The organism is Kaistia adipata DSM 17808, assembly GCF_000423225.1.
GTDB classification, from domain to species: domain Bacteria; phylum Pseudomonadota; class Alphaproteobacteria; order Rhizobiales; family Kaistiaceae; genus Kaistia; species Kaistia adipata.
Genome location: NZ_AUHO01000007.1, coordinates 16,206 through 33,386, shown reverse-complemented (window position 1 = coordinate 33,386; position 17,181 = coordinate 16,206). Strand labels below are relative to the sequence as shown.

19 protein-coding genes, 1 tRNA gene and 1 pseudogene are annotated in these 17,181 nt (G+C 67.4%); 5 read left to right on the top strand and 16 right to left on the bottom strand.

Annotated elements, in window-relative coordinates; all coding sequences use genetic code 11:
* Nucleotides 1-14: 14 nt before the first annotated feature.
* Both lepA and greA read left to right on the top strand, forming a co-directional pair.
* Nucleotides 15-1,820: a translation elongation factor 4 gene (lepA, locus tag G539_RS0105015; RefSeq protein WP_035830410.1), complete on the top strand. Its 1,806-nt coding sequence runs from the start codon at nt 15-17 to the stop codon at nt 1,818-1,820.
* A 134-nt stretch (nt 1,821-1,954) separates the two neighbouring features.
* The gene (gene greA / locus G539_RS0105010; protein ID WP_029074233.1) at nt 1,955-2,416 is read left to right on the top strand and encodes a transcription elongation factor GreA; all 462 of its coding nucleotides are present in this window, start codon (nt 1,955-1,957) and stop codon (nt 2,414-2,416) included.
* Nucleotides 2,417-2,486: 70 nt separating this feature from the next.
* Here the strand turns inward: greA and G539_RS0105005 are convergent, their stop codons facing one another.
* Nucleotides 2,487-3,134, bottom strand: coding sequence for a peroxiredoxin (locus G539_RS0105005; RefSeq protein WP_029074232.1), 648 nt, complete (start codon nt 3,132-3,134; stop codon nt 2,487-2,489).
* A 296-nt stretch (nt 3,135-3,430) separates the two neighbouring features.
* Between G539_RS0105005 and mepA the strand changes: the two genes are divergently transcribed.
* The gene (gene mepA, locus G539_RS0105000; RefSeq protein ID WP_029074231.1) at nt 3,431-4,432 is read left to right on the top strand and encodes a penicillin-insensitive murein endopeptidase; all 1,002 of its coding nucleotides are present in this window, start codon (nt 3,431-3,433) and stop codon (nt 4,430-4,432) included.
* A gap of 65 nt (nt 4,433-4,497) precedes the next feature.
* Here mepA and G539_RS0104995 read toward each other — a convergent pair whose 3' ends face one another.
* The gene (locus G539_RS0104995) at nt 4,498-5,382 is read right to left on the bottom strand and encodes a LysR family transcriptional regulator (protein WP_245576804.1); all 885 of its coding nucleotides are present in this window, start codon (nt 5,380-5,382) and stop codon (nt 4,498-4,500) included.
* A gap of 110 nt (nt 5,383-5,492) precedes the next feature.
* On the opposite strand from G539_RS0104995, the gene G539_RS0104990 reads away from it, so the two are divergent.
* The gene (locus G539_RS0104990) at nt 5,493-6,434 is read left to right on the top strand and encodes an AEC family transporter (protein ID WP_029074229.1); all 942 of its coding nucleotides are present in this window, start codon (nt 5,493-5,495) and stop codon (nt 6,432-6,434) included.
* 16 nt (nt 6,435-6,450) lie between these two features.
* Here the strand turns inward: G539_RS0104990 and G539_RS0104985 are convergent, their stop codons facing one another.
* From G539_RS0104985 to G539_RS0104970, 4 genes are all read right to left on the bottom strand, one after another.
* The gene (locus G539_RS0104985; protein WP_029074228.1) at nt 6,451-7,563 is read right to left on the bottom strand and encodes an NADH:flavin oxidoreductase/NADH oxidase; all 1,113 of its coding nucleotides are present in this window, start codon (nt 7,561-7,563) and stop codon (nt 6,451-6,453) included.
* Between the two features lie 96 nt (nt 7,564-7,659).
* On the bottom strand, nt 7,660-8,328 hold the full coding sequence (locus G539_RS0104980; protein WP_156911829.1) for a 2OG-Fe(II) oxygenase: 669 nt from the start codon (nt 8,326-8,328) through the stop codon (nt 7,660-7,662).
* Nucleotides 8,325-8,990 carry a peptide-methionine (S)-S-oxide reductase MsrA gene (msrA, locus tag G539_RS0104975; protein ID WP_029074226.1) on the bottom strand — a complete coding sequence of 222 codons (666 nt, stop codon included), beginning with the start codon at nt 8,988-8,990 and terminating at the stop codon, nt 8,325-8,327. Before msrA ends, G539_RS0104980 begins: the two co-directional genes overlap by 4 nt.
* 27 nt (nt 8,991-9,017) lie before the next feature.
* Nucleotides 9,018-9,344, bottom strand: a complete 327-nt coding sequence (locus G539_RS0104970) for a hypothetical protein (RefSeq protein ID WP_029074225.1) — start codon at nt 9,342-9,344, stop codon at nt 9,018-9,020.
* A 263-nt stretch (nt 9,345-9,607) separates the two neighbouring features.
* Here G539_RS0104970 and G539_RS0104965 point away from each other — a divergent pair.
* Nucleotides 9,608-9,697: transfer RNA gene (locus G539_RS0104965), tRNA-Ser, on the top strand.
* Between the two features lie 576 nt (nt 9,698-10,273).
* On the opposite strand, the pseudogene G539_RS26540 reads toward G539_RS0104965, so the two are convergent.
* The 10 genes and pseudogenes from G539_RS26540 to trbK-alt form a co-directional block, all read right to left on the bottom strand.
* Nucleotides 10,274-11,308: pseudogene (locus G539_RS26540) on the bottom strand (recombinase family protein); the annotation flags it as partial.
* 2 nt (nt 11,309-11,310) lie between these two features.
* On the bottom strand, nt 11,311-11,700 hold the full coding sequence (locus G539_RS26045) for an HVO_A0114 family putative DNA-binding protein (RefSeq protein ID WP_051231117.1): 390 nt from the start codon (nt 11,698-11,700) through the stop codon (nt 11,311-11,313).
* The gene (locus tag G539_RS0104950) at nt 11,697-12,050 is read right to left on the bottom strand and encodes a toxin-antitoxin system TumE family protein (RefSeq protein ID WP_029074223.1); all 354 of its coding nucleotides are present in this window, start codon (nt 12,048-12,050) and stop codon (nt 11,697-11,699) included. The genes G539_RS26045 and G539_RS0104950 overlap by 4 nt, the downstream gene beginning before the upstream one ends.
* Nucleotides 12,047-12,367, bottom strand: a complete 321-nt coding sequence (locus G539_RS0104945) for a hypothetical protein (RefSeq protein WP_029074222.1) — start codon at nt 12,365-12,367, stop codon at nt 12,047-12,049. Before G539_RS0104945 ends, G539_RS0104950 begins: the two co-directional genes overlap by 4 nt.
* 135 nt (nt 12,368-12,502) lie before the next feature.
* Nucleotides 12,503-12,724, bottom strand: coding sequence for a DUF2274 domain-containing protein (locus G539_RS0104940; RefSeq protein ID WP_029074221.1), 222 nt, complete (start codon nt 12,722-12,724; stop codon nt 12,503-12,505).
* Between the two features lie 2 nt (nt 12,725-12,726).
* On the bottom strand, nt 12,727-13,863 hold the full coding sequence (locus tag G539_RS0104935; protein ID WP_029074220.1) for a TraB/TrbI/VirB10 family type IV secretion system protein: 1,137 nt from the start codon (nt 13,861-13,863) through the stop codon (nt 12,727-12,729).
* Nucleotides 13,860-14,861 (bottom strand): P-type conjugative transfer protein TrbG, encoded by a 1,002-nt coding sequence (gene trbG / locus G539_RS0104930; protein WP_029074219.1) that lies wholly within the window; start codon nt 14,859-14,861, stop codon nt 13,860-13,862. Before trbG ends, G539_RS0104935 begins: the two co-directional genes overlap by 4 nt.
* Nucleotides 14,858-15,547 carry a conjugal transfer protein TrbF gene (trbF, locus tag G539_RS0104925; protein WP_029074218.1) on the bottom strand — a complete coding sequence of 230 codons (690 nt, stop codon included), beginning with the start codon at nt 15,545-15,547 and terminating at the stop codon, nt 14,858-14,860. Before trbF ends, trbG begins: the two co-directional genes overlap by 4 nt.
* Nucleotides 15,544-16,905, bottom strand: coding sequence for a P-type conjugative transfer protein TrbL (gene trbL / locus G539_RS0104920; RefSeq protein WP_029074217.1), 1,362 nt, complete (start codon nt 16,903-16,905; stop codon nt 15,544-15,546). Before trbL ends, trbF begins: the two co-directional genes overlap by 4 nt.
* Nucleotides 16,906-16,907: 2 nt before the next feature.
* On the bottom strand, nt 16,908-17,174 hold the full coding sequence (gene trbK-alt, locus G539_RS0104915; RefSeq protein ID WP_029074216.1) for a putative entry exclusion protein TrbK-alt: 267 nt from the start codon (nt 17,172-17,174) through the stop codon (nt 16,908-16,910).
* Nucleotides 17,175-17,181: the final 7 nt, after the last annotated feature.

Sequence of the window (17,181 nt, the reverse complement as noted above, 5' to 3'; positions counted from 1 at the left end):
CTATTGAGCGCGCCATGAGCACCACGGCGCAAGACAACATCCGCAATTTCTCCATCGTCGCCCATATCGACCATGGCAAGTCGACACTTGCCGACCGGTTGATCCAGGCGACCGGTGGCCTGTCCGATCGCGAGATGAAGGAGCAGGTGCTCGATTCGATGGATATCGAGCGCGAGCGCGGCATCACCATCAAGGCGCAGACCGTCCGGCTCGACTACAAGGCGAAGGATGGCAAGAGCTACATCCTGAACCTGATGGACACGCCCGGCCACGTCGACTTCGCCTATGAGGTGTCGCGGTCGCTCGCCGCCTGCGAGGGCGCGCTGCTCGTCGTCGACGCCTCGCAGGGCGTCGAGGCGCAGACGCTCGCCAACGTCTACCAGGCGATCGACAACGACCTCGAGATCCTGCCGGTCCTCAACAAGATCGACCTGCCGGCGGCCGAGCCCGACCGGATCAAGGCGCAGATCGAGGAAGTGATCGGCATCGATGCTTCCGACGCCGTGCTCATCTCGGCCAAGACCGGCATCGGCATCCCGGACGTGCTGGAGGCGATCGTCACCCGCCTGCCGCCGCCCAAGGGCGACAGCGCCGCGCCGCTGAAGGCGATGCTCGTCGACAGCTGGTACGACGCCTATCTCGGCGTCATCGTGCTGGTGCGCGTCATCGACGGCCAGCTCAAGAAGGGCATGCGCATCCGCATGATGGGCGCCGACGCCGTCTACGACGTCGAGCGCGTCGGCTACTTCACGCCGAAGCTGGTGCCCGTCGAGAGCCTCGGCCCCGGCGAGATCGGCTTCCTGACCGCCTCAATCAAGGAAGTCGCGGATACGCGCGTCGGCGACACCATCACCGACGACAAGAAGCCGACGGCGGAAGCGCTGCCGGGCTTCAAGCCGGCGCAGCCTGTGGTGTTCTGCGGCCTGTTCCCGGTCGACGCCGCCGATTTCGAGGAACTGCGCGCCGCGATGGGCCGCCTCCGCCTGAACGACGCGTCGTTCTCGTTCGAGATGGAATCCTCGGCCGCGCTCGGCTTCGGCTTCCGCTGCGGCTTCCTCGGCCTGCTGCATCTGGAGATCATCCAGGAACGCCTGGAGCGCGAGTTCAACCTCGACCTGATCGCGACGGCCCCCTCGGTCATCTACAAGATCCAGATGACCGACGGCAGCGAGATCGACCTGCACAACCCGGCCGACATGCCGGACGTGATGAAGATCGAGGAGATCGCCGAGCCCTGGATCCGCGCCACGATCATGACGCCGGACGAATATCTCGGCGCGATCCTGAAGCTTTGCCAGGAGCGACGCGGCGTGCAGTCCGACCTGTCCTATGTCGGCACCCGCGCCATGGTCACCTACGACCTGCCGCTCAATGAGGTGGTGTTCGACTTCTACGATCGCCTGAAGTCGATCTCGAAGGGCTACGCGTCCTTCGACTACCACCTGACCGACCATCGTCCCGGCGACCTGGTCAAGCTGCAGATCCTCGTCAATGGCGAGCCGGTCGACGCGCTCTCCATGCTGGTGCACCGTACCCAGGCGGAACGGCGCGGCCGCGCCATGTGCGAGAAGCTGAAGGACCTGATCCCGCAGCACCTCTTCGTCATCCCGATCCAGGCCGCGATCGGCGGCAAGATCATCGCCCGCGAGACCGTGCGCGCCATGCGCAAGGACGTGACGGCGAAGTGCTATGGCGGCGACATCACCCGCAAGCGCAAGCTTCTGGACAAGCAGAAGGAAGGCAAGCGCAAGATGCGGCAGTTCGGCAAGGTCGACATCCCGCAGGAAGCCTTCATCGCCGCGCTGAAGATGGACGATTGAGCCAGGCTCCGCCGCTCCGTCTCGAACCCGACATGGCCGTTCCGATCCCCCTCGGAGCGCCATTTTCTTGAATGCAGCCTCGCGGCGTCCGTTCCCCGGTGGACGGCGCGGCGGCGGGGCCCTACCCTCCCCGCATGAGCAGGGCCTTTGTCAAGGAAGACGACGACGCGGGCGACGAGCTGCCCGAACGCCCCGTCTCGCCCCATCCGAACCTCGTGACGCCGGAAGGCCTCGCGGCGATCGAGGCGGAGATCGCGCGGCTCGGCGAGGCGCTCTCCGACGCGCGCCGCCGGGACGACGCCCTCGCCATCGCCGCGCTCGGTCGCGACCTGCGCTATTTCCAGCGCCGCCGCGCCAGCGCGGAGCTGATGGCCCCGCCGGTCGACCGCAACACCGTCCAGTTCGGCGCGACGGTGACGATCCTGCGCGACGACGGTCGCCGCCAGACCTATCGCATCGTCGGCGAGGACGAGGCCGACCCGAAGCACGGCACGATCTCGCATGTCGCGCCGCTGGCGATTGCGCTGCTCGGCCGCCAGGTCGGCGACGAGATCACGGTCGCCGGCCACGACGCCGAGATCGTCGCCATCGCCTGAGGCCATCCCGAATCGAAAAGGGCGCCGGCCGAAGCCGACGCCCTCGTCATGTCTGTCGAAATCGCCGCGATCAGTTCGCCTTGGTGACGCCCGGCTGCGGCACGAAGCGCAGATAGGGCTTCAGCGCCTTCCAGCCGCCGGGGAACTTCTCCTTGGCCGCCTCGTCGGAAACCGACGGCACGATGATCACGTCCTCGCCATGCTTCCAGTCGACCGGCGTCGCGACCGAGAACTTGGCGGTCAGCTGCAGGCTGTCGATGACGCGGATGATCTCGTCAAAATTCCGCCCCGTCGAGGCAGGATAGGTCAGCGTCAGCTTCAGCTTCTTGTCGGGGCCGATGACGTAGACCGAGCGGACGGTCATCGTGTCGGAGGCATTCGGATGGATCATGCCGTAGAGATTCGAGACCGTCTTGTCCTCGTCGGCGATGAGCGGGAAATTCAGCGTCGCGCCCGTCGCGTCGCGGATGTCGCCGATCCACTGGTCATGGTTGGCGAGCTTGTCGACCGAGAGGCCCAGCACCTTGACGCCGCGCTTGTCGAATTCCGGCTTCAGCTTGGCGACGGCGCCGAGTTCGGTGGTGCAGACGGGCGTGAAGTTCTTCGGATGCGAGAACAGGACGCCCCAGCTGTCGCCGAGCCACTCGTGGAAGGAGATCTTTCCTTCGGTCGTGTCGGCGGTGAAATCGGGAACGACGTCCCCCAGATTGAGTGCCATTTTCCGTATTCCCTCAGCGTGTTGAACGCGGAGCGCTTGGCTCCGCCGAGATTTCTGGCGCGAGTATCGCATGACTGGCACCCGGGTCAATTGCGGAATCCAGCCGAAGCCAGGCCCAGTCGACCAAGAAATGCCCTGAAATCAGAACCATTTTTCAATCCCGATACGCACACCCCGCCGTTCTGGAAAATTGATCCCGCGAGTAGATCCAGGAACAGCCGGCGCATGGTTGATAAATCGTCAATCTTGATGACCGATAATCCCGGCGTGGAAGCGCTGAACCCGAAGGTGTCAACATGCTGAAAAGCCCGATCCGCGCGCTGGCGCTCTCCATGCTGCTGCCGCTTCTCGCCGTAGTCCCGGCCGCGGCGGAATCGATCGACACGACCCCGGCCAAGATCCTGTTCGGCGACGTCAAGACGCCGATCCCGCTCGAGGCGCGCGCCATCGGTTCCTACGCCAAGGGCTGCCTCGCCGGCGCCGTGGCGCTGCCGGTCAACGGCCCGCAATGGCAGGCGATGCGCCTGTCGCGCAACCGCAACTGGGGTACGCCGGAGCTGATCGCCTTCACCGAGAAGCTCGCCCATGACGCCAAGGCCAAGGACGGCTGGCCGGGCCTGCTGGTCGGCGACATGGGCCAGCCGCGCGGCGGCCCGGCCCGTACCGGGCACGCCAGCCACCAGATCGGCCTCGACGTCGACCTCTGGCTGACGCCGATGCCGAACCGCAGGCTTTCCCGCGACGAGCGCGAGAACATGTCGGCCGTCTCGATGGTCAACGAGAAGGCCCGCAAGATCGACAGCTCCGTCTGGACCATGGGCCAGCACAAGCTGATCCGCCGCGCCGCGCTCGATCCGCGCGTCGCCCGCATCTTCGTCAACCCGGCGATCAAGAAGGCGCTCTGCGACGGCGCCGGGGCCGACCGGGCCTGGCTCAACAAGGTCCGCCCGTGGTGGGGCCATACCTATCATTTCCACGTCCGGCTCGACTGCCCGCCCGGCATGGCGAGCTGCTTGCCGCAGAAGGCGACGCCGCCCGGCGACGGCTGCGGCGAGGAACTGACGGCCTGGCTGCAGCCGCCGAAGCCGACCAAGCCCACCAAGCCGACCAAGCCGGCCGTGAAGCCGCGGCCGATGGTGCTGGCCGACCTGCCGCCCGCCTGCCGCCAGGTGCTGATCGGCGCGCCCGCCGGCATCACGCCCGAGCCGGAGCCGAGCCAGGCGATGTCCTATGACGGCGCGCCGCCGGCCGACATCGAGGCGCCGGTCGACCAGCCGGTGACCGGCTCGCTGCACTGAGATCGAGGGATCCAGAACGAGGGCGCCCGGTTCCTGCCGCGGCGCCCTCTTTCTTGCGCTGCCGCCTAGCGCTCCCAGCGGGGCGACATCCCGACCTCAGGCCGGACCTGCGCGACGAGCGAGGCGACCGCCGGGTTGATCGTGTGGCGCGGCACGACAAGGACGACGTCGAGCGTCGGCGCGTCGGCGAGCGGCCGGGCGACAAGGTCGGGCATCCGCTCGTCGCAGATCGACGCCGGCACCAGCGCCACGCCGAGCTCCGACGCGACGAGGCGCATCACGGTGTGCTGCAGCAGCGGCTCGAACCGGACGCGCGGCACGATCCCGGCCGCCTCGAAATAGGCCGTGATCGCCGCGCGCAGCGGCGCCGCGACGGCGGCGGGCGCTGCGATCAGACTTTCCTCCGCAAGGTCCTGCGGCGTCACCGACGCCCGCCTGGCGAGGCGATGCGAGGGCGGCACGATCAGGCACAGCCGGTCGGTGAAGATCGGCACGCTTTCCAGCTGCGGAAAATTGCGGCCGGCAAAGGTGACGGCCGCGTCGAGTTCGCCAAAGAGCAGCCGCCGCTCGATATCCGCCGGCGTGGTTTCGGCGAGCACGATCCGGACATCCGGCCAGCGCTCCGCATAGGCGCTGACGATGCGCGGCACGACGCGATGCGCCGCGTTCATCATGAAGCCGAGGCGCAGCTCGCCCTTCTGCCCCGCCGCGACCAGCTGGGCGTCGCGGCAGGCATTGTCGAACTGGGCCAGCACGGCGCGGGAATCGGCGAGAAAGCGCTCGCCGGCCTGGGTCAGCGCCACATGCCGCGAATTGCGCTCGACCAGCCGGACACCGAGCTCGCGCTCCAGATTGGCGATCTGCCGGCTGAACGGCGGCTGGGTCATGTTCATGCGCGCCGCGGCATGGCCGAAATGCAGCGTCTCGGCCAGGGCCACGAAATAACGCATCTGCCGCGTATCCATCGATACCTCAATCGCATTGATCGGATGTCATGGTTGGATTGGATTGTATCGCCCGAGCGGCATAAGGAAAGCGGCCATCCGCCATCGAGGCCGCCATGCTCTCCAATCTCCTCATCGTCCTGCCGATCTTCGGGTTGATCCTGGCCGGCTGGATCGCACGACGCAGCAACGCGCTCGGCCCCCACGCCACGCGCGAGGTGAACCGGCTGGTGGTCTACCTGGCGCTGCCCGCGCTCCTGTTCGACATCATGGCCAAGGCAAGCTGGGCCGAGATCTGGCAGCCGGGCTTCATCCTCGCCTTCGCGTCCGGCAGCGCCGTCATCTTCGCGCTGACGCTGTGGGTCCGAACGCGGCAGGGATCGCCGCTGGCCGACGCGGCCATCGACGCGCTCAACGCCAGCTATGCCAATACCGGCTTCATGGGCTTTCCGCTGGTGCTGGCGGTCGTCGGCGGGTCCGGCATGGGCCCGACGCTGGTGGCGACGATCCTGACCGTCTGCGTGCTCTTCGCCGTCGCCATCATCCTGATCGAGAGCAGCCTCCGGTCGGGATCGAGCCGGCGCGACATCGCCTTCCGGACCTTGGTCGCGCTGGCGAAGAACCCGCTGCTGGTGGCGCCGGTCGCCGGCGCGCTGTTCATGGCCTCGGGCTGGGCGCTCCCGGGCCCGCTCGACCGCTTCCTGCAGCTCCTCGGCGGCGCCGCCTCGCCCTGCGCGCTGATCGCCCTCGGCCTGTTCCTGGCCGGCAACGGCGCGCAGCGGCATCGCCCCGCCAGCGCCCGCGTCGAGACCGCGCTCGTCGCCCTCAAGCTGCTGGCGCAGCCCGCCGTCACCTGGCTAGTCGCGGTGCCGCTGCTGGGCCTGCCCTCGGCCGCCGCGCACACGGCCGTGCTGCTCGCGGCGCTGCCGACCGGCACAGGCCCCTTCATGCTGGCCGAGTTCTACGAACGCGAGGCGGTGCGCACCAGCCGCGTCGTGCTGGCGACCACCGTCCTGTCGGTGGCCACCCTGTCGCTCTATCTCGCGATCACCGGCTGAGGCGTCGTCGCGCGCCTCAGTCGTCGTCTTCCTCGACCACCCAGTGCTTCACCGTGGTCAGCGAGCGCAGATATTGCGGCGGCGCATAGGGCTCGCCGCCGAGTTCATAGGCGGCGCGCCACGGCCAGCGCGGATCGGCGAGGATGGCGCGGGCCAGCGCCACCATGTCGGCCCTGCCCTCGCGCAGCAGGGCCTCTGCCTCGGCCGGCGTCGTGATCAGCCCGACGGCGCGGGTCGGAATGCCGGCACCCTCGCGGATCCGGGTCGCGAAATCGACCTGGTAGAGCGGGCCGAGCGGGATCTTCTGGTCATGCGCGTTACCGCCGCTCGAGGCGCAGATATAGACGACGCCCTCCGCCTTCAGCGCCGACGCGACCTCGATCGCCTCCTCGACGGTGAAGCCGCCCTCGACCCAATCGGTCGACGAGAGCCGCGCGCCCACGAACATGGACTCCGGCAGCGCCGCCCGCACGGCGCGCGCCACCGTCACGATCAGGCGCATGCGGTTTTCGAGGCTGCCGCCCCAGCGATCGCTCCGCTTGTTCGAGATCGGCGACAGGAATTCGTGCAGCAGATAGCCATGCGCGCCATGCAACTCGACGAAATCGAGGCCGATGCGATGCGCGCGTTCCGCCGCCTGGACGAAGGCGGCGACGACCCGCTCGATGCCGGCCTCGTCGAGCGCCTCCGGCACCGGCCAATCCGGCGCGAAGGGCACGGCCGAGGGACCGACCGTCTGCCAGGCATCCTGTTCGGGCGTCAGCGGCCCGCCGCCGAGCCAGGGCAATTGCGTCGAGGCCTTGCGGCCGGCATGGCCGAGCTGGACGCCGAAGACGGCGCCCGGCGCGGCGACCCGGCGGGCCGGCGCCAGCGCCCGCGCCATGGCGGCCTCGTTGGCGTCGGAATAGAGGCCGGTGCAGTTCATCGAGATGCGGCCGCGCCGCTCCACGCCCGTCGCCTCGAAGGTAATCATGCCGGCGCCCGACATGGCGAGCGACATCCAGTGCTGGACATGCCAGTCGGTCGCCGAGCCGTCATCGGCGGAATACATGCACATCGGCGCGACGGCGATGCGGTTCGGAATCGTGAATTCACCCAACCGAATGGGCGTGAAGAGCGCGGAGGACATCGATCATTCCATTACAGTGGCGGGAAGGACCGTCCGCCACGGCGGGCGAGGTCCGGCTGGTGGGGTGCGGGAGCGGCTGGCGCCGCTCGCCGGTCTTCAGCGCGCCGTGTCGAGGCGACCGGCCGACGAGGCGTTGACCCGCCACCAGCCGGCGATGGCCTTGCGCGGGCGATGCGTGGGCAGAACCTCGTGCGGGATCTCCTCCGACATCATCAGGACCACGCGGCCGGCCTGCGGCACGATTTCCGCCACCGGCTCGCCATGCTCCTCCAGCCCGGACCAGATCCGGAGCGCCCCACCATAGTCCGCCTGCCAGCCTTCATCGAGATAGACGACGAGGGAAACGACCCGGTTCTTCGCGCCGGCCAGGCTGTCGAGGTGGCGGCCATAGAAGCCGCCGGTCGGATAGGCGATGAAATTGCACTCGAAGTCGAACAGGCCGAGAAACAGCCGCCGGTTGATCGCGATGCGCAGAAGCTCCGCCACCGCCAGGAAGCGGCGCTCGGCCTCCGTGCCGCCATCGAACCAGCGGATCGCGGCGCGCCGGATATCGGCATCCTGGCGCCGGCCGGCCTCGCGGCCGACGGCCGCCATCGTCATCGCACCAAAGCTCTCCATCGCACCGAGATCGGCGGCGAGAGCCTTGATGAGCGCCGGGTCGAACATATTGTCGACGACGGCATAACCATTGTCCGCCAGCGACGCGATCAACGCGTCGCTGGCGGAACTGTCGAAATCATCGGTCTCCACCAACACTTCCGTCACTGGGCAGTCACTCCGGTTCCAATCGGGCAGGAAACGCCCGTCCCCCCGAGACCGCAATAGCCTCCCGGGTTCTTGGCGAGGTATTGCTGGTGATCCTTTTCGGCGAAATAGAAGGGCGGCCGATCGACGATCTCGGTCGTGATCGCGCCATAGCCGCGCGCCGCGAGCGCCTGCTGATAGGCATCACGGGCCGCCTCGGCCTGGCGGCGCTCGGCGGCGTCGGCGACATAGATGCCGGACCGGTATTGCGTGCCGACGTCGTTGCCCTGGCGCATGCCCTGGGTCGGATCGTGGCTCTCGAAGAAGACCCTGAGCAGGTCGTCATAGGAGACGACGGCCGGGTCGTAGGCGACGAGCACCACCTCGTTGTGGCCGGTCATGCCGGTGCAGACCTCGCCATAGGTCGGGTTCGGCGTCGTGCCGGCGGCATAGCCGACCGCGGTCGCGAAGACGCCCTTGGTCTGCCAGAACTTGCGCTCGGCGCCCCAGAAGCAGCCGAGGCCGAACAGGGCGGTGCGGATTCCTTCCGGATAGGGCCCGGCAATCGGATGGCCGTTGACGAAATGCTCGCCCGGCGTCGTGATCGGCTGGGCGCGGCCGGGGAGCGCCTCGCCCGGCTCCGGCATGCGCGCCTTGCGCGCGAAGAGGTCGAGGAGATTCATGGCTTGTCTCCTTTGTCTGAGGGGATGTCAGGCGGCGATGGAGCGGTAGCGACGACGGCGACCGACCAGAAGCAGGAAGGCGCCGAGCCCGCCCAGGACGAACCAGATCGGCAGCGTCAGCAGGAACTCGACGACCGGCGACCACACCCACGGGCCGACATAGGCCTCGACATGGCTGGCGACGAAGCCCTGGAACGCGGTCAGGCTGCCGGGATCGAAGGAGAACCACGCCTGGCCGAGCGGGGTGACCGTCAGCGACGAGGCGGCGATCGTCTTCGTGCCGTCGACGACGAGCCCGACCACGGCGCCGGCAAGGGCGAAGAGGCCGAGAAGGCGGACGAAGAGCGTGAACATGCGAGGATCCCTCGCCGCGCGCCGCCCGGCCGGGTTGCCGTCGGGGCGCGACTGGCCAAGAGATAGTGGCTCGGCGCGCATTCGGCAATGCGGCGTGCCGCAGCGACACGCCCCGTGATCCACCGCCATCTCCGCCCGATTGCGACGGAAGCCTTGCGGCCGGCCATCGCTTCGTGATACCGCACGGCCTGTCCTGAGCAGCGCGTGGCGACAAGCCGAATTCCGACGCTGTCAAAGGAACCGGACGCGATGCGTGCCGGTACGGAGGGGTGGCCGAGTGGTTGAAGGCGCACGCCTGGAAAGTGTGTATACGGGCAACCGTATCGCGGGTTCGAATCCCGCTCCCTCCGCCACTTCGGAACAAAACCGGGAACGCCGATTCCCGCCGATTTCCCTCCCTTGGCGGCTACCAGCGTCCTCAACAGGACGTTTTTGCTTCCTTTGATGTAGATCGCGTCGTCTGCGACCTCGACGTGTTGGGCGAAGGCCCGGACGTGTTCCCGCCGATAGCCGCCCTTTCCAAGCCGCAGTCGGGTGCGTGCTTCGCTCGCCAGTTCCCGCACGGCTGCCCCGGTGAGGCGCTGGTGGGTAGAGCTTGCGAGCATGGCTTCGATCCGCGTGGCATCGGCCCGCGCCTGATCCCGAAGCGCCGTGAGGCCCGCGATGCGCTCGCCAAGGGAAGACTCGGCCGGGTCGAGCGAACCGGCTTCAATGGCATCGTAGAGGCGCTTGAGGCGGTTGTCGGCCTCGGCCGCGCGATGGTTCAACTCGGCAATATGCTGGCTGCGCCGCTCGACGCCTTCCTGCCGGCGATCCAGAAGCGAGGCGAGAACGTCTTCGATCCGCTCGGGGTCGAGAAGCCTTTCCTCGATATGCGTCACCACCATGCGGTCGAGCTTATCCATCGGGATCGCGCGGCCCTTGCAGCCTGTGTCGCCCTGCCGTGCCCGAATCGAGCAAGCATAGTAGCGATACCGGCCGTTCTTGCCGGTGCGCAGCGTCATTGCGCCTCCGCAATTGCCGCAATGGCAGATGCCGGTCAGCAGGTTCGGGCCGCTGACGACGCGCGGCGGCGTCACCTTCGGATTGTTGACCTTCAAGCGATTCTGCACGGCCTCGAATATCTCAAGGTCGATCAGCGGCGGCACGGCGACGGTGACGATTTCCTCCTCCGGCTTCACCACGCCCTTATTGGAGCGGCGATTGAAGCGATGCTCGCCGATATAGGTGCGCCGGGTCAGGACACGGTGAAGCTGGCCGATGCCCCAACGCCCGCCGTTGCGGGTAAACATGCGGTGCTTGTTCAGGTGATTGACGATGTTCTTGACGCCCATGGGGCCGGACGTGCCGTCGCCTTCCGATGCAAGGCGGAAAATCAGCCGCACGGTGTCGGCATGGAGCGGGTCGATCTCCAGCTTCTTCTTCATCTTCGCGCCGCGCTGCTCGGCATCGACGACACGGTAGCCGATGGGCGGCAGGGAGCCGTTCCAGAAGCCTTGCCGGGCGTTCTCCTTCAAGGCGCGCATGACGTGCTTGCCGTTCTCCTTCGACTGGTATTCGTCGAACAGCGCCATGATCTGCCGCATCATGACGTGCATGGGGTCGTCGCCCATCTCCTGCGTGATGGACACCAGCTTGACGCCGTTCTTGGCGAGCTTCCTGACGTTGAACTCCAGCTCGAAGTGATCGCGGAAGAACCGGCTGAACGAATGGACCACGACGACATCGAAGGGCGCGGGCTTGGACGTGCCGGCCTCGATCATCCGTTGGAACTCGGGGCGGCGGTCATTGGTGGCCGAAGCGCCGGCTTCCACGAAGGTTTCGACAAGCTGGTAGCCGCGCGAGACACAATAAGCCTCGCCCTGCTTGCGCTGGTCGGGGATCGACACGTCATGCTCGGCCTGCCGCGTGGTGGAAACGCGCAGGTAGAGCGCGGCGCGCAGCGCAACATGGGGACTTTGCATATTCATGACCGGACTCCTTCCGCCGTGCGACGTTCTATCAGCGGCAATTCCAGCTCCACGCGGTCATGCAGCACCTTAGGGACGAGCTTCTGGCCCTCGCCGGGGTCCATACGGATCAGGCCGTAGCTCGCCATCTTCTTGAGGGTTCGGGACAGGTTAGGCTTCGCCCGTCCCGTGATCCGCGACAGTTCCTCCAGCGAACCGGGTGACTGCTCGTCGATGACGCGCAGCAACTCGCGGTTCCCGCTCGAAAGGAGCTGCGCGAAGGATTCCATGGATGTGAACCACACCTTCGGATCGTCGGGTGCGGGCTTTTCCTCGCCTTTGGCGATCCGCATGGTGCGCGCCTTCATCTCGTCGTAGTCGGCAATCCCGACTTTCAATGTGGTCATGTTACGCCTCGTTCCTTCAACACCGCGTCCGCCGCCTGCCAGAAGTCGGCCAGCAGCGTGGCCGCATCCTCGTAGGCGTAGGGCTTCACGGTCTGGAGGCGATGCCGGTGGTCCATCGGCTCGCCCCGCCTTCCTCGGCCGACCGGATGGGCGTTATCGAATCCGACCAACCGTTCGCCCGAAGGCCCGTGAAGCGTGAGCGAATAATCGAGGCCGTGCGGCTTTTCCGGCGAGGCCGGAACGCGGGTGACGACGAACTTCACCCAATGGCCGCCCTCGGGATCGACAACGAGCACCTGTCCGTCGAGGTCCAGAAGCGTGTCGAGGCTCGGGTCACGATCCTCGCTCATGGCTTAGTGTTATCATCGGAGGATAACCGTTGCAAGTCCTGATTGCCAGGATCGTCGATTGGGCCGAACAGTCGGTCGAGCACGTCACCGAAATACCGCTCGAAGATTTGCAGTTCTTCCTCGGTGATCGGCACCTTCTCGGGCCAGTCGTCGAAGACAGGCAACGACACCACATCGACGATGCGAAGCGGCGACCTGCGGCGCTCCCGGCCGTCCGGCGTAGGTTCGTCGGCATAGTCGAAAAGATCGTCGGGAAGTGTCTCGGGGACCGGCTGTCGCGGTCGCCCTTTGCGGGCGCGACGGCGCTCTGCACACATGGAATCCTCCTTGGTTCTGGTGGATTCCGGGGCGCTGTAGGCCCCGGAATTGGGCGAACCATGGAGGGCAGTCGGCGGGCTGTAGCGTGCCGCATTTGCGTCTATGCGCTGGCGGCACCCCTGCCGGGATGGGACTCAGTTGGCGGCTCGCCGTGCCTTGGCGAAGCCGCGATCCGTGGCGATGAACCGCTCCAGCATGGGCACGATGAGCCTGACGGGATCGGCGACGGGCTGGCCGCTCTCGCGGGCCAGCACCTCGGCATAGGCGGTCAGATCGCGGTGAAGCGGCGCGGGTAGCTCCACCGTCACCTTCACGGGCTTGTCGTCGGGAAGCGGGCCGAGTTTCAGCTTGGTCATGGTCAACCTCCTGCCGGCTCAAATACAAGGTCGCGGGTGACGATGATCCTGACCGGGAAGCCGGGCCGGATGGTGAGAGTCGGCGCAACCTGCAACTGGCGCTGCACGATCTGCTGGCCCGCCTGATTGACGGTATCCTGCGCCCCGTCGCGGATAGCTCGAACAAGCCGGTCCTCGTCGCTGGTCGCCAGCTCCGTGCCGACTGCGAGCAGCGTGGACAGCCCTGCGGCCTTCATCAGATCCCACCAATGGTAATCAACCCCGTCTTCCAGCCCGGCATAGCCGCTGGCGTCCGCGCCCGGCAGGCGCTCAAGGACGATGGAACGGCCACCGGGCAGGATCAGGCGATTCCACACCAAGAGCACCCTGCGCTGGCCGAAGGTCACGCCGTCATCGTATTGACCGATGATGCGCGTCCCTTGCGGGATCAGGAGCAGGCTGCCGGTCGGGCTGTCATAGACGTTCTCGGTCACTTGCGCCGTGATCTGGCCCGGCAGGTCCGAGCGGATGCCGGTGATGAGCGCGGCGGGGATCACGGCCCCGGCCTGAAGGATGTAGGGCGATGCCGGCGGCGCGACGCGATCCGGCGCGATGGTCTGCCGGTCCACGGGTCCGTTGAGGAAAGCCGCGTGCCGGTCTTGCGTCGCGGGCTGTCCGCCGAGGCCGAGTCCTGCAAGGCCGGGCATGGACGTTCCTGCCGGCGCTCCCGTGCGTGGGCCGGACTGGAAAAACACGTTGCTCAAGCGCGCGGCTTCTTCCTCGGCGCGGCGGCGTTCTTCTTCGGGATCGACGGCGGGCGTCGTCATGACGGGCGGCGCGACCGGCTGTCCCCTGTTCTGCGCGTCGAGGATCGGACGGCCGAGGTCGCCGGGCAGCGCCGGGCCGAGCACCGGCCCCGTATAGTCGCGCGGCAAGCCGGACAGGCCGTCCGCCGTTGGGCGGTTCTCGGTCGAATAGAGTTCTTCGCCTCCCGGCCCTGCATCGCGGATCTGGAGCGCGTAGATCAGTGCGCCGCCGATGCCGAGCAAGGCGACCGCGCCGACGCCTGCCAGCATCTTGCGAGACAGGCGGGTGACGCGCGGCGGTTCGGCGCGCAGGCGCATGGGCGCGATGGTGTCGCTGATGGTGTTGTCGGTCATGACGGGGAGCCTCCGGTCGCGCTGGCGGGCTGTGCGGCAGCGGCCTGCGTCGGGTTGATGCGAACGATCCTGACGACCTGCTGGCGGTTGCCGTTGCCAAGGCGCAGCTCGGCCGCGCCGAACAGGCGGTCCACGATCAGGACGTTCTGGTGGACTCGGCTGTTGACGATCTGCGGTTCGCCATTCGTGCCGAGCACGAAAATCGGCGGCATTTCGCCCTGCACGATCCCGGCCGGGAAGACGACATAGACGCGCCGGCCATCGTCGAACACGGAAGCCGGCCGCCATGGCGGGTTGTCGCCCTGCACGTGCAATGCATAGCGGTAGTTCCGCGCAGCCTCGGCCGGGATGATCGGTGCGGCTGGAACGGTGTGACGCTGGCCGGCAGGCGGTGCGGGATAGGCCCATGCGACGGCCGGCATGTAGAGTGATTCCCGCGCGCGCAACTCGATCATGTAGGTGCGCCGGTCGGTGGTGACGACAAGGTTGGTGGAAATGTCAGGTCGCGTCGGTTTCACGAGGATATGGACGCGGCGGTTCGCACCGCTGCCGCTCTCGGTGTCGCCTATGATCCAGCGGGCGGTGTCGCCGGCCGCAATCGGCCCCGCGCCTGTCAGGCTCTCGCCCGGCTCCAGCGCAATGGTCGTGATCTGCCCGACTGCGGCATAGACCTGATAGAGCGCGCCTTCCGACCACGGATAAATCTGGATTGCATTGTAGTAGCCTTCCCGGCGCGGCTCGACGCGGGCGGCTGCATTGGCGTTCTCGACGCGGCCGGCCGGCGTCCCTGCGGCGGTTCCTCCACGCGCGACGGTCCATGCAGGGGGCACACGCAAAGGCCGGGGCGTGTTATCGGTTGCCGCCGCCTGCACGGTTGGCAGCGGGGGTACGCTGGCGTCATAGCTGAATTGCGGCGTCCGGTTGGTGGCGCAGCCTGCGAGCATGGTGGCAGAAAGCAGCACGGCCGCGATTGTGGGGGTGCGGGTGATCGTCCTCATTGGCTCATCTCCCGCGACCACGAAATTGCGTTGACGTAGATGCCGAGCGGATTGGCGCGCAGCCGTTCGGCATCGCGCGGCGGCTGGATGGCGATGGTCAGGATCGCGGTCCATCGTTCCGTGCTGGAAAGCTGGCCGTTCTCGAAATGGCGTTCGGTCCACGCGACGCGGAAGCTGTTGGGGGACGCCCGGATGACGCTAGACACCTCGACGGCGACCTGTTGACGGCCGACCTTGGCGAAAGGATCATTGGCGCGGGCGTAGTCGTTGAGCGCCGCCGCCCCGCGATCCGTGGTCCATTCGTAGGCGCGAAGCCAGTTCTGGCGGACAATGATCGCGTCGGCCGGGATCGCGCGGACCTGCTCGATGAATCGGCCGAGATGGAAAGCGATCTGCGGGTCGGTCGGGCGATAATCGGCGGCGGCCGGCGCGACGGTCTGCGCCTGTCCAAGATTGTCCACCTGCACCACCCACGGCACCACGGTCCCGCGCGCGGATTGCCAGACCAGCGCCGAGGCGAAGCCGGCCGACAGGATCAGGGAACCGAAGGCCATATAACGCCAGTTCCTCGCCTGCACGCGGGCCGAGCCGATACGCTCGTCCCATGCCTGCGCGGCCTTCTGATAGGGCGTCTCGGGTTCCGGCGATTTGCCGTAGTGGGTTGCTGGTCGTTTGAAGATGCTCATGAGCGGTCACTTTCGGAAAGGTTGATGGAGGAACCGGAGCCGTGGCTGTCGCCGGAGCGCACCGCATGGGCGGCCATGGTCGTGCCGTGGTTCATGGCCTGCGAGCGCCGCATCCGTTGCGCCCATGCGGGCGGGCTGCCGGCCGGGCCGGATGCTGCTGCGGTGGGATCGGCGCTCGCGCCGCCGACCGTGCCTGCGGTGGATGAGCCGCCGGTCACACCGAAGGCGGCGCGTGCGCCACCGGAAAAGCTGGACTTGACGCTCTCGGTGGCTTTCGAGACGGCGCGCTTCAAGGGAGAGACGGCGGCCGAGCCTGCGGCGCGGGCAACACCACCAAGGCCGGAAGCAACACCGACCGCGCCGGACTGGCCGAGCGCGCCGACGCTATAGGCTGCGGTTGCCGCGCCCGCGGCGGTCGCACCGCCGCGGACGGCCGCGGCCCCACCGGAGAGGGCGGCAGCACCGCCCTTGGCCGCAAGCATAGCCCCGCCGCCAGCGGCGACACCTGCACCTGCGACCGCAAGGCCGGTTCCCACGGCCGCGCCCGCGCCGAGCTGCGGGCCGCCAGAGACGATGCCGTTGGCGATGCCGGGGCCGAAGATGCCGAGGCCGAGCAGCGACAGGGCTGCCAGCACAATCGCCATGGCGTCGTCGATGGTCGGGGTTGCCCCGCCGAAACCGGCCGTGAATTGCGAAAATAAGGTGCTGCCGATGCCGATGATGACGGCGAGCACCAAGACCTTGATGCCGGACGACACCACATTGCCCAAGACCTTCTCGGCCATGAAGGCGGTCTTGCCGAACAGGCCGAAGGGGATCAGGACGAAGCCGGCGAGCGTGGTCAGCTTGAACTCGATCAGCGTCACGAAAAGCTGGATGGCGAGGATGAAGAAGGCCAGCACCACCAGCGCCCATGCAAACAGCAGGCACGCGATCTGGATGAAGTTCTCGAAGAAGCTGATCCAGCCCATCAGGTCGGAAATGGAATCGAGAAGCGGACGGCCGGCGTCGAGGCCGGTCTGCGCCACGCGGCCCGGCCGCATCAGATCGGTGACGGAAAAGCCGGTGCCCGAGGCCATGAGGCCGAGGCCGGCGAAACTCTCGAAGACGATGCGGGCGAGGTTGTTCCAATTGCCGATGATGTAGGCGAAGACGCCGATGAACAGCGTCTTTTTGACCAGCCGCGCGATAATGTCGTCATCCGCGCCCCATGCCCAAAAGAGCGCGGCGAGCGTCACGTCGATGACGATCAGCGTTGTGGCGATGAAGGCGACCTCGCCGCCGAGCAGCCCAAAACCACTGTCGATGTAGGAGGTGAAGACTCCGAGGAAATTGTCGATGACGCCCGTGTTGCCCATGGTCAGCGCGCCTCGCTGCGGTCACGGCCGAGGAAGCGGTCGCGGGATTCAGCCCAAGCGGCGAGGCAGTCGGCATCGCTTGCGGCGGCCTCGCCGAGCTGCTGGCAACGGCGCAGGCTGGCGCGCAGGGGATCGGGCGGCGGCTGGAGGGCCGAGGCCGGGAGCGGCGCGGAAGGTTCATCCTTCCGCGCCATGTCGATTGCGGTCACTGTCAAGGCAATCGCAACGAACACCACGGCCCCGAGCCGGGCCAGCATCTTGCCGTCCATGGCGAGC

Bases quoted from the DNA above. Each gene is read 5' to 3' on its own strand.
- lepA (WP_035830410.1), top strand. From the start codon at position 15: ATGAGCACCACGGCGCAAGACAACATCCGCAATTTCTCCATCGTCGCC.
- greA (WP_029074233.1), top strand. From the start codon at position 1,955: ATGAGCAGGGCCTTTGTCAAGGAAGACGACGACGCGGGCGACGAGCTG.
- G539_RS0105005 (WP_029074232.1), bottom strand. From the start codon at position 3,134: ATGGCACTCAATCTGGGGGACGTCGTTCCCGATTTCACCGCCGACACG.
- mepA (WP_029074231.1), top strand. From the start codon at position 3,431: ATGCTGAAAAGCCCGATCCGCGCGCTGGCGCTCTCCATGCTGCTGCCG.
- G539_RS0104995 (WP_245576804.1), bottom strand. From the start codon at position 5,382: ATGCGTTATTTCGTGGCCCTGGCCGAGACGCTGCATTTCGGCCATGCC.
- G539_RS0104990 (WP_029074229.1), top strand. From the start codon at position 5,493: ATGCTCTCCAATCTCCTCATCGTCCTGCCGATCTTCGGGTTGATCCTG.
- G539_RS0104985 (WP_029074228.1), bottom strand. From the start codon at position 7,563: ATGTCCTCCGCGCTCTTCACGCCCATTCGGTTGGGTGAATTCACGATT.
- msrA (WP_029074226.1), bottom strand. From the start codon at position 8,990: ATGAATCTCCTCGACCTCTTCGCGCGCAAGGCGCGCATGCCGGAGCCG.
- G539_RS0104970 (WP_029074225.1), bottom strand. From the start codon at position 9,344: ATGTTCACGCTCTTCGTCCGCCTTCTCGGCCTCTTCGCCCTTGCCGGC.
- G539_RS26045 (WP_051231117.1), bottom strand. From the start codon at position 11,700: ATGACCACATTGAAAGTCGGGATTGCCGACTACGACGAGATGAAGGCG.
- G539_RS0104950 (WP_029074223.1), bottom strand. From the start codon at position 12,050: ATGAGCGAGGATCGTGACCCGAGCCTCGACACGCTTCTGGACCTCGAC.
- G539_RS0104945 (WP_029074222.1), bottom strand. From the start codon at position 12,367: ATGTGTGCAGAGCGCCGTCGCGCCCGCAAAGGGCGACCGCGACAGCCG.
- G539_RS0104940 (WP_029074221.1), bottom strand. From the start codon at position 12,724: ATGACCAAGCTGAAACTCGGCCCGCTTCCCGACGACAAGCCCGTGAAG.
- G539_RS0104935 (WP_029074220.1), bottom strand. From the start codon at position 13,863: ATGACCGACAACACCATCAGCGACACCATCGCGCCCATGCGCCTGCGC.
- trbG (WP_029074219.1), bottom strand. From the start codon at position 14,861: ATGAGGACGATCACCCGCACCCCCACAATCGCGGCCGTGCTGCTTTCT.
- trbF (WP_029074218.1), bottom strand. From the start codon at position 15,547: ATGAGCATCTTCAAACGACCAGCAACCCACTACGGCAAATCGCCGGAA.
- trbL (WP_029074217.1), bottom strand. From the start codon at position 16,905: ATGGGCAACACGGGCGTCATCGACAATTTCCTCGGAGTCTTCACCTCC.
- trbK-alt (WP_029074216.1), bottom strand. From the start codon at position 17,174: ATGGACGGCAAGATGCTGGCCCGGCTCGGGGCCGTGGTGTTCGTTGCG.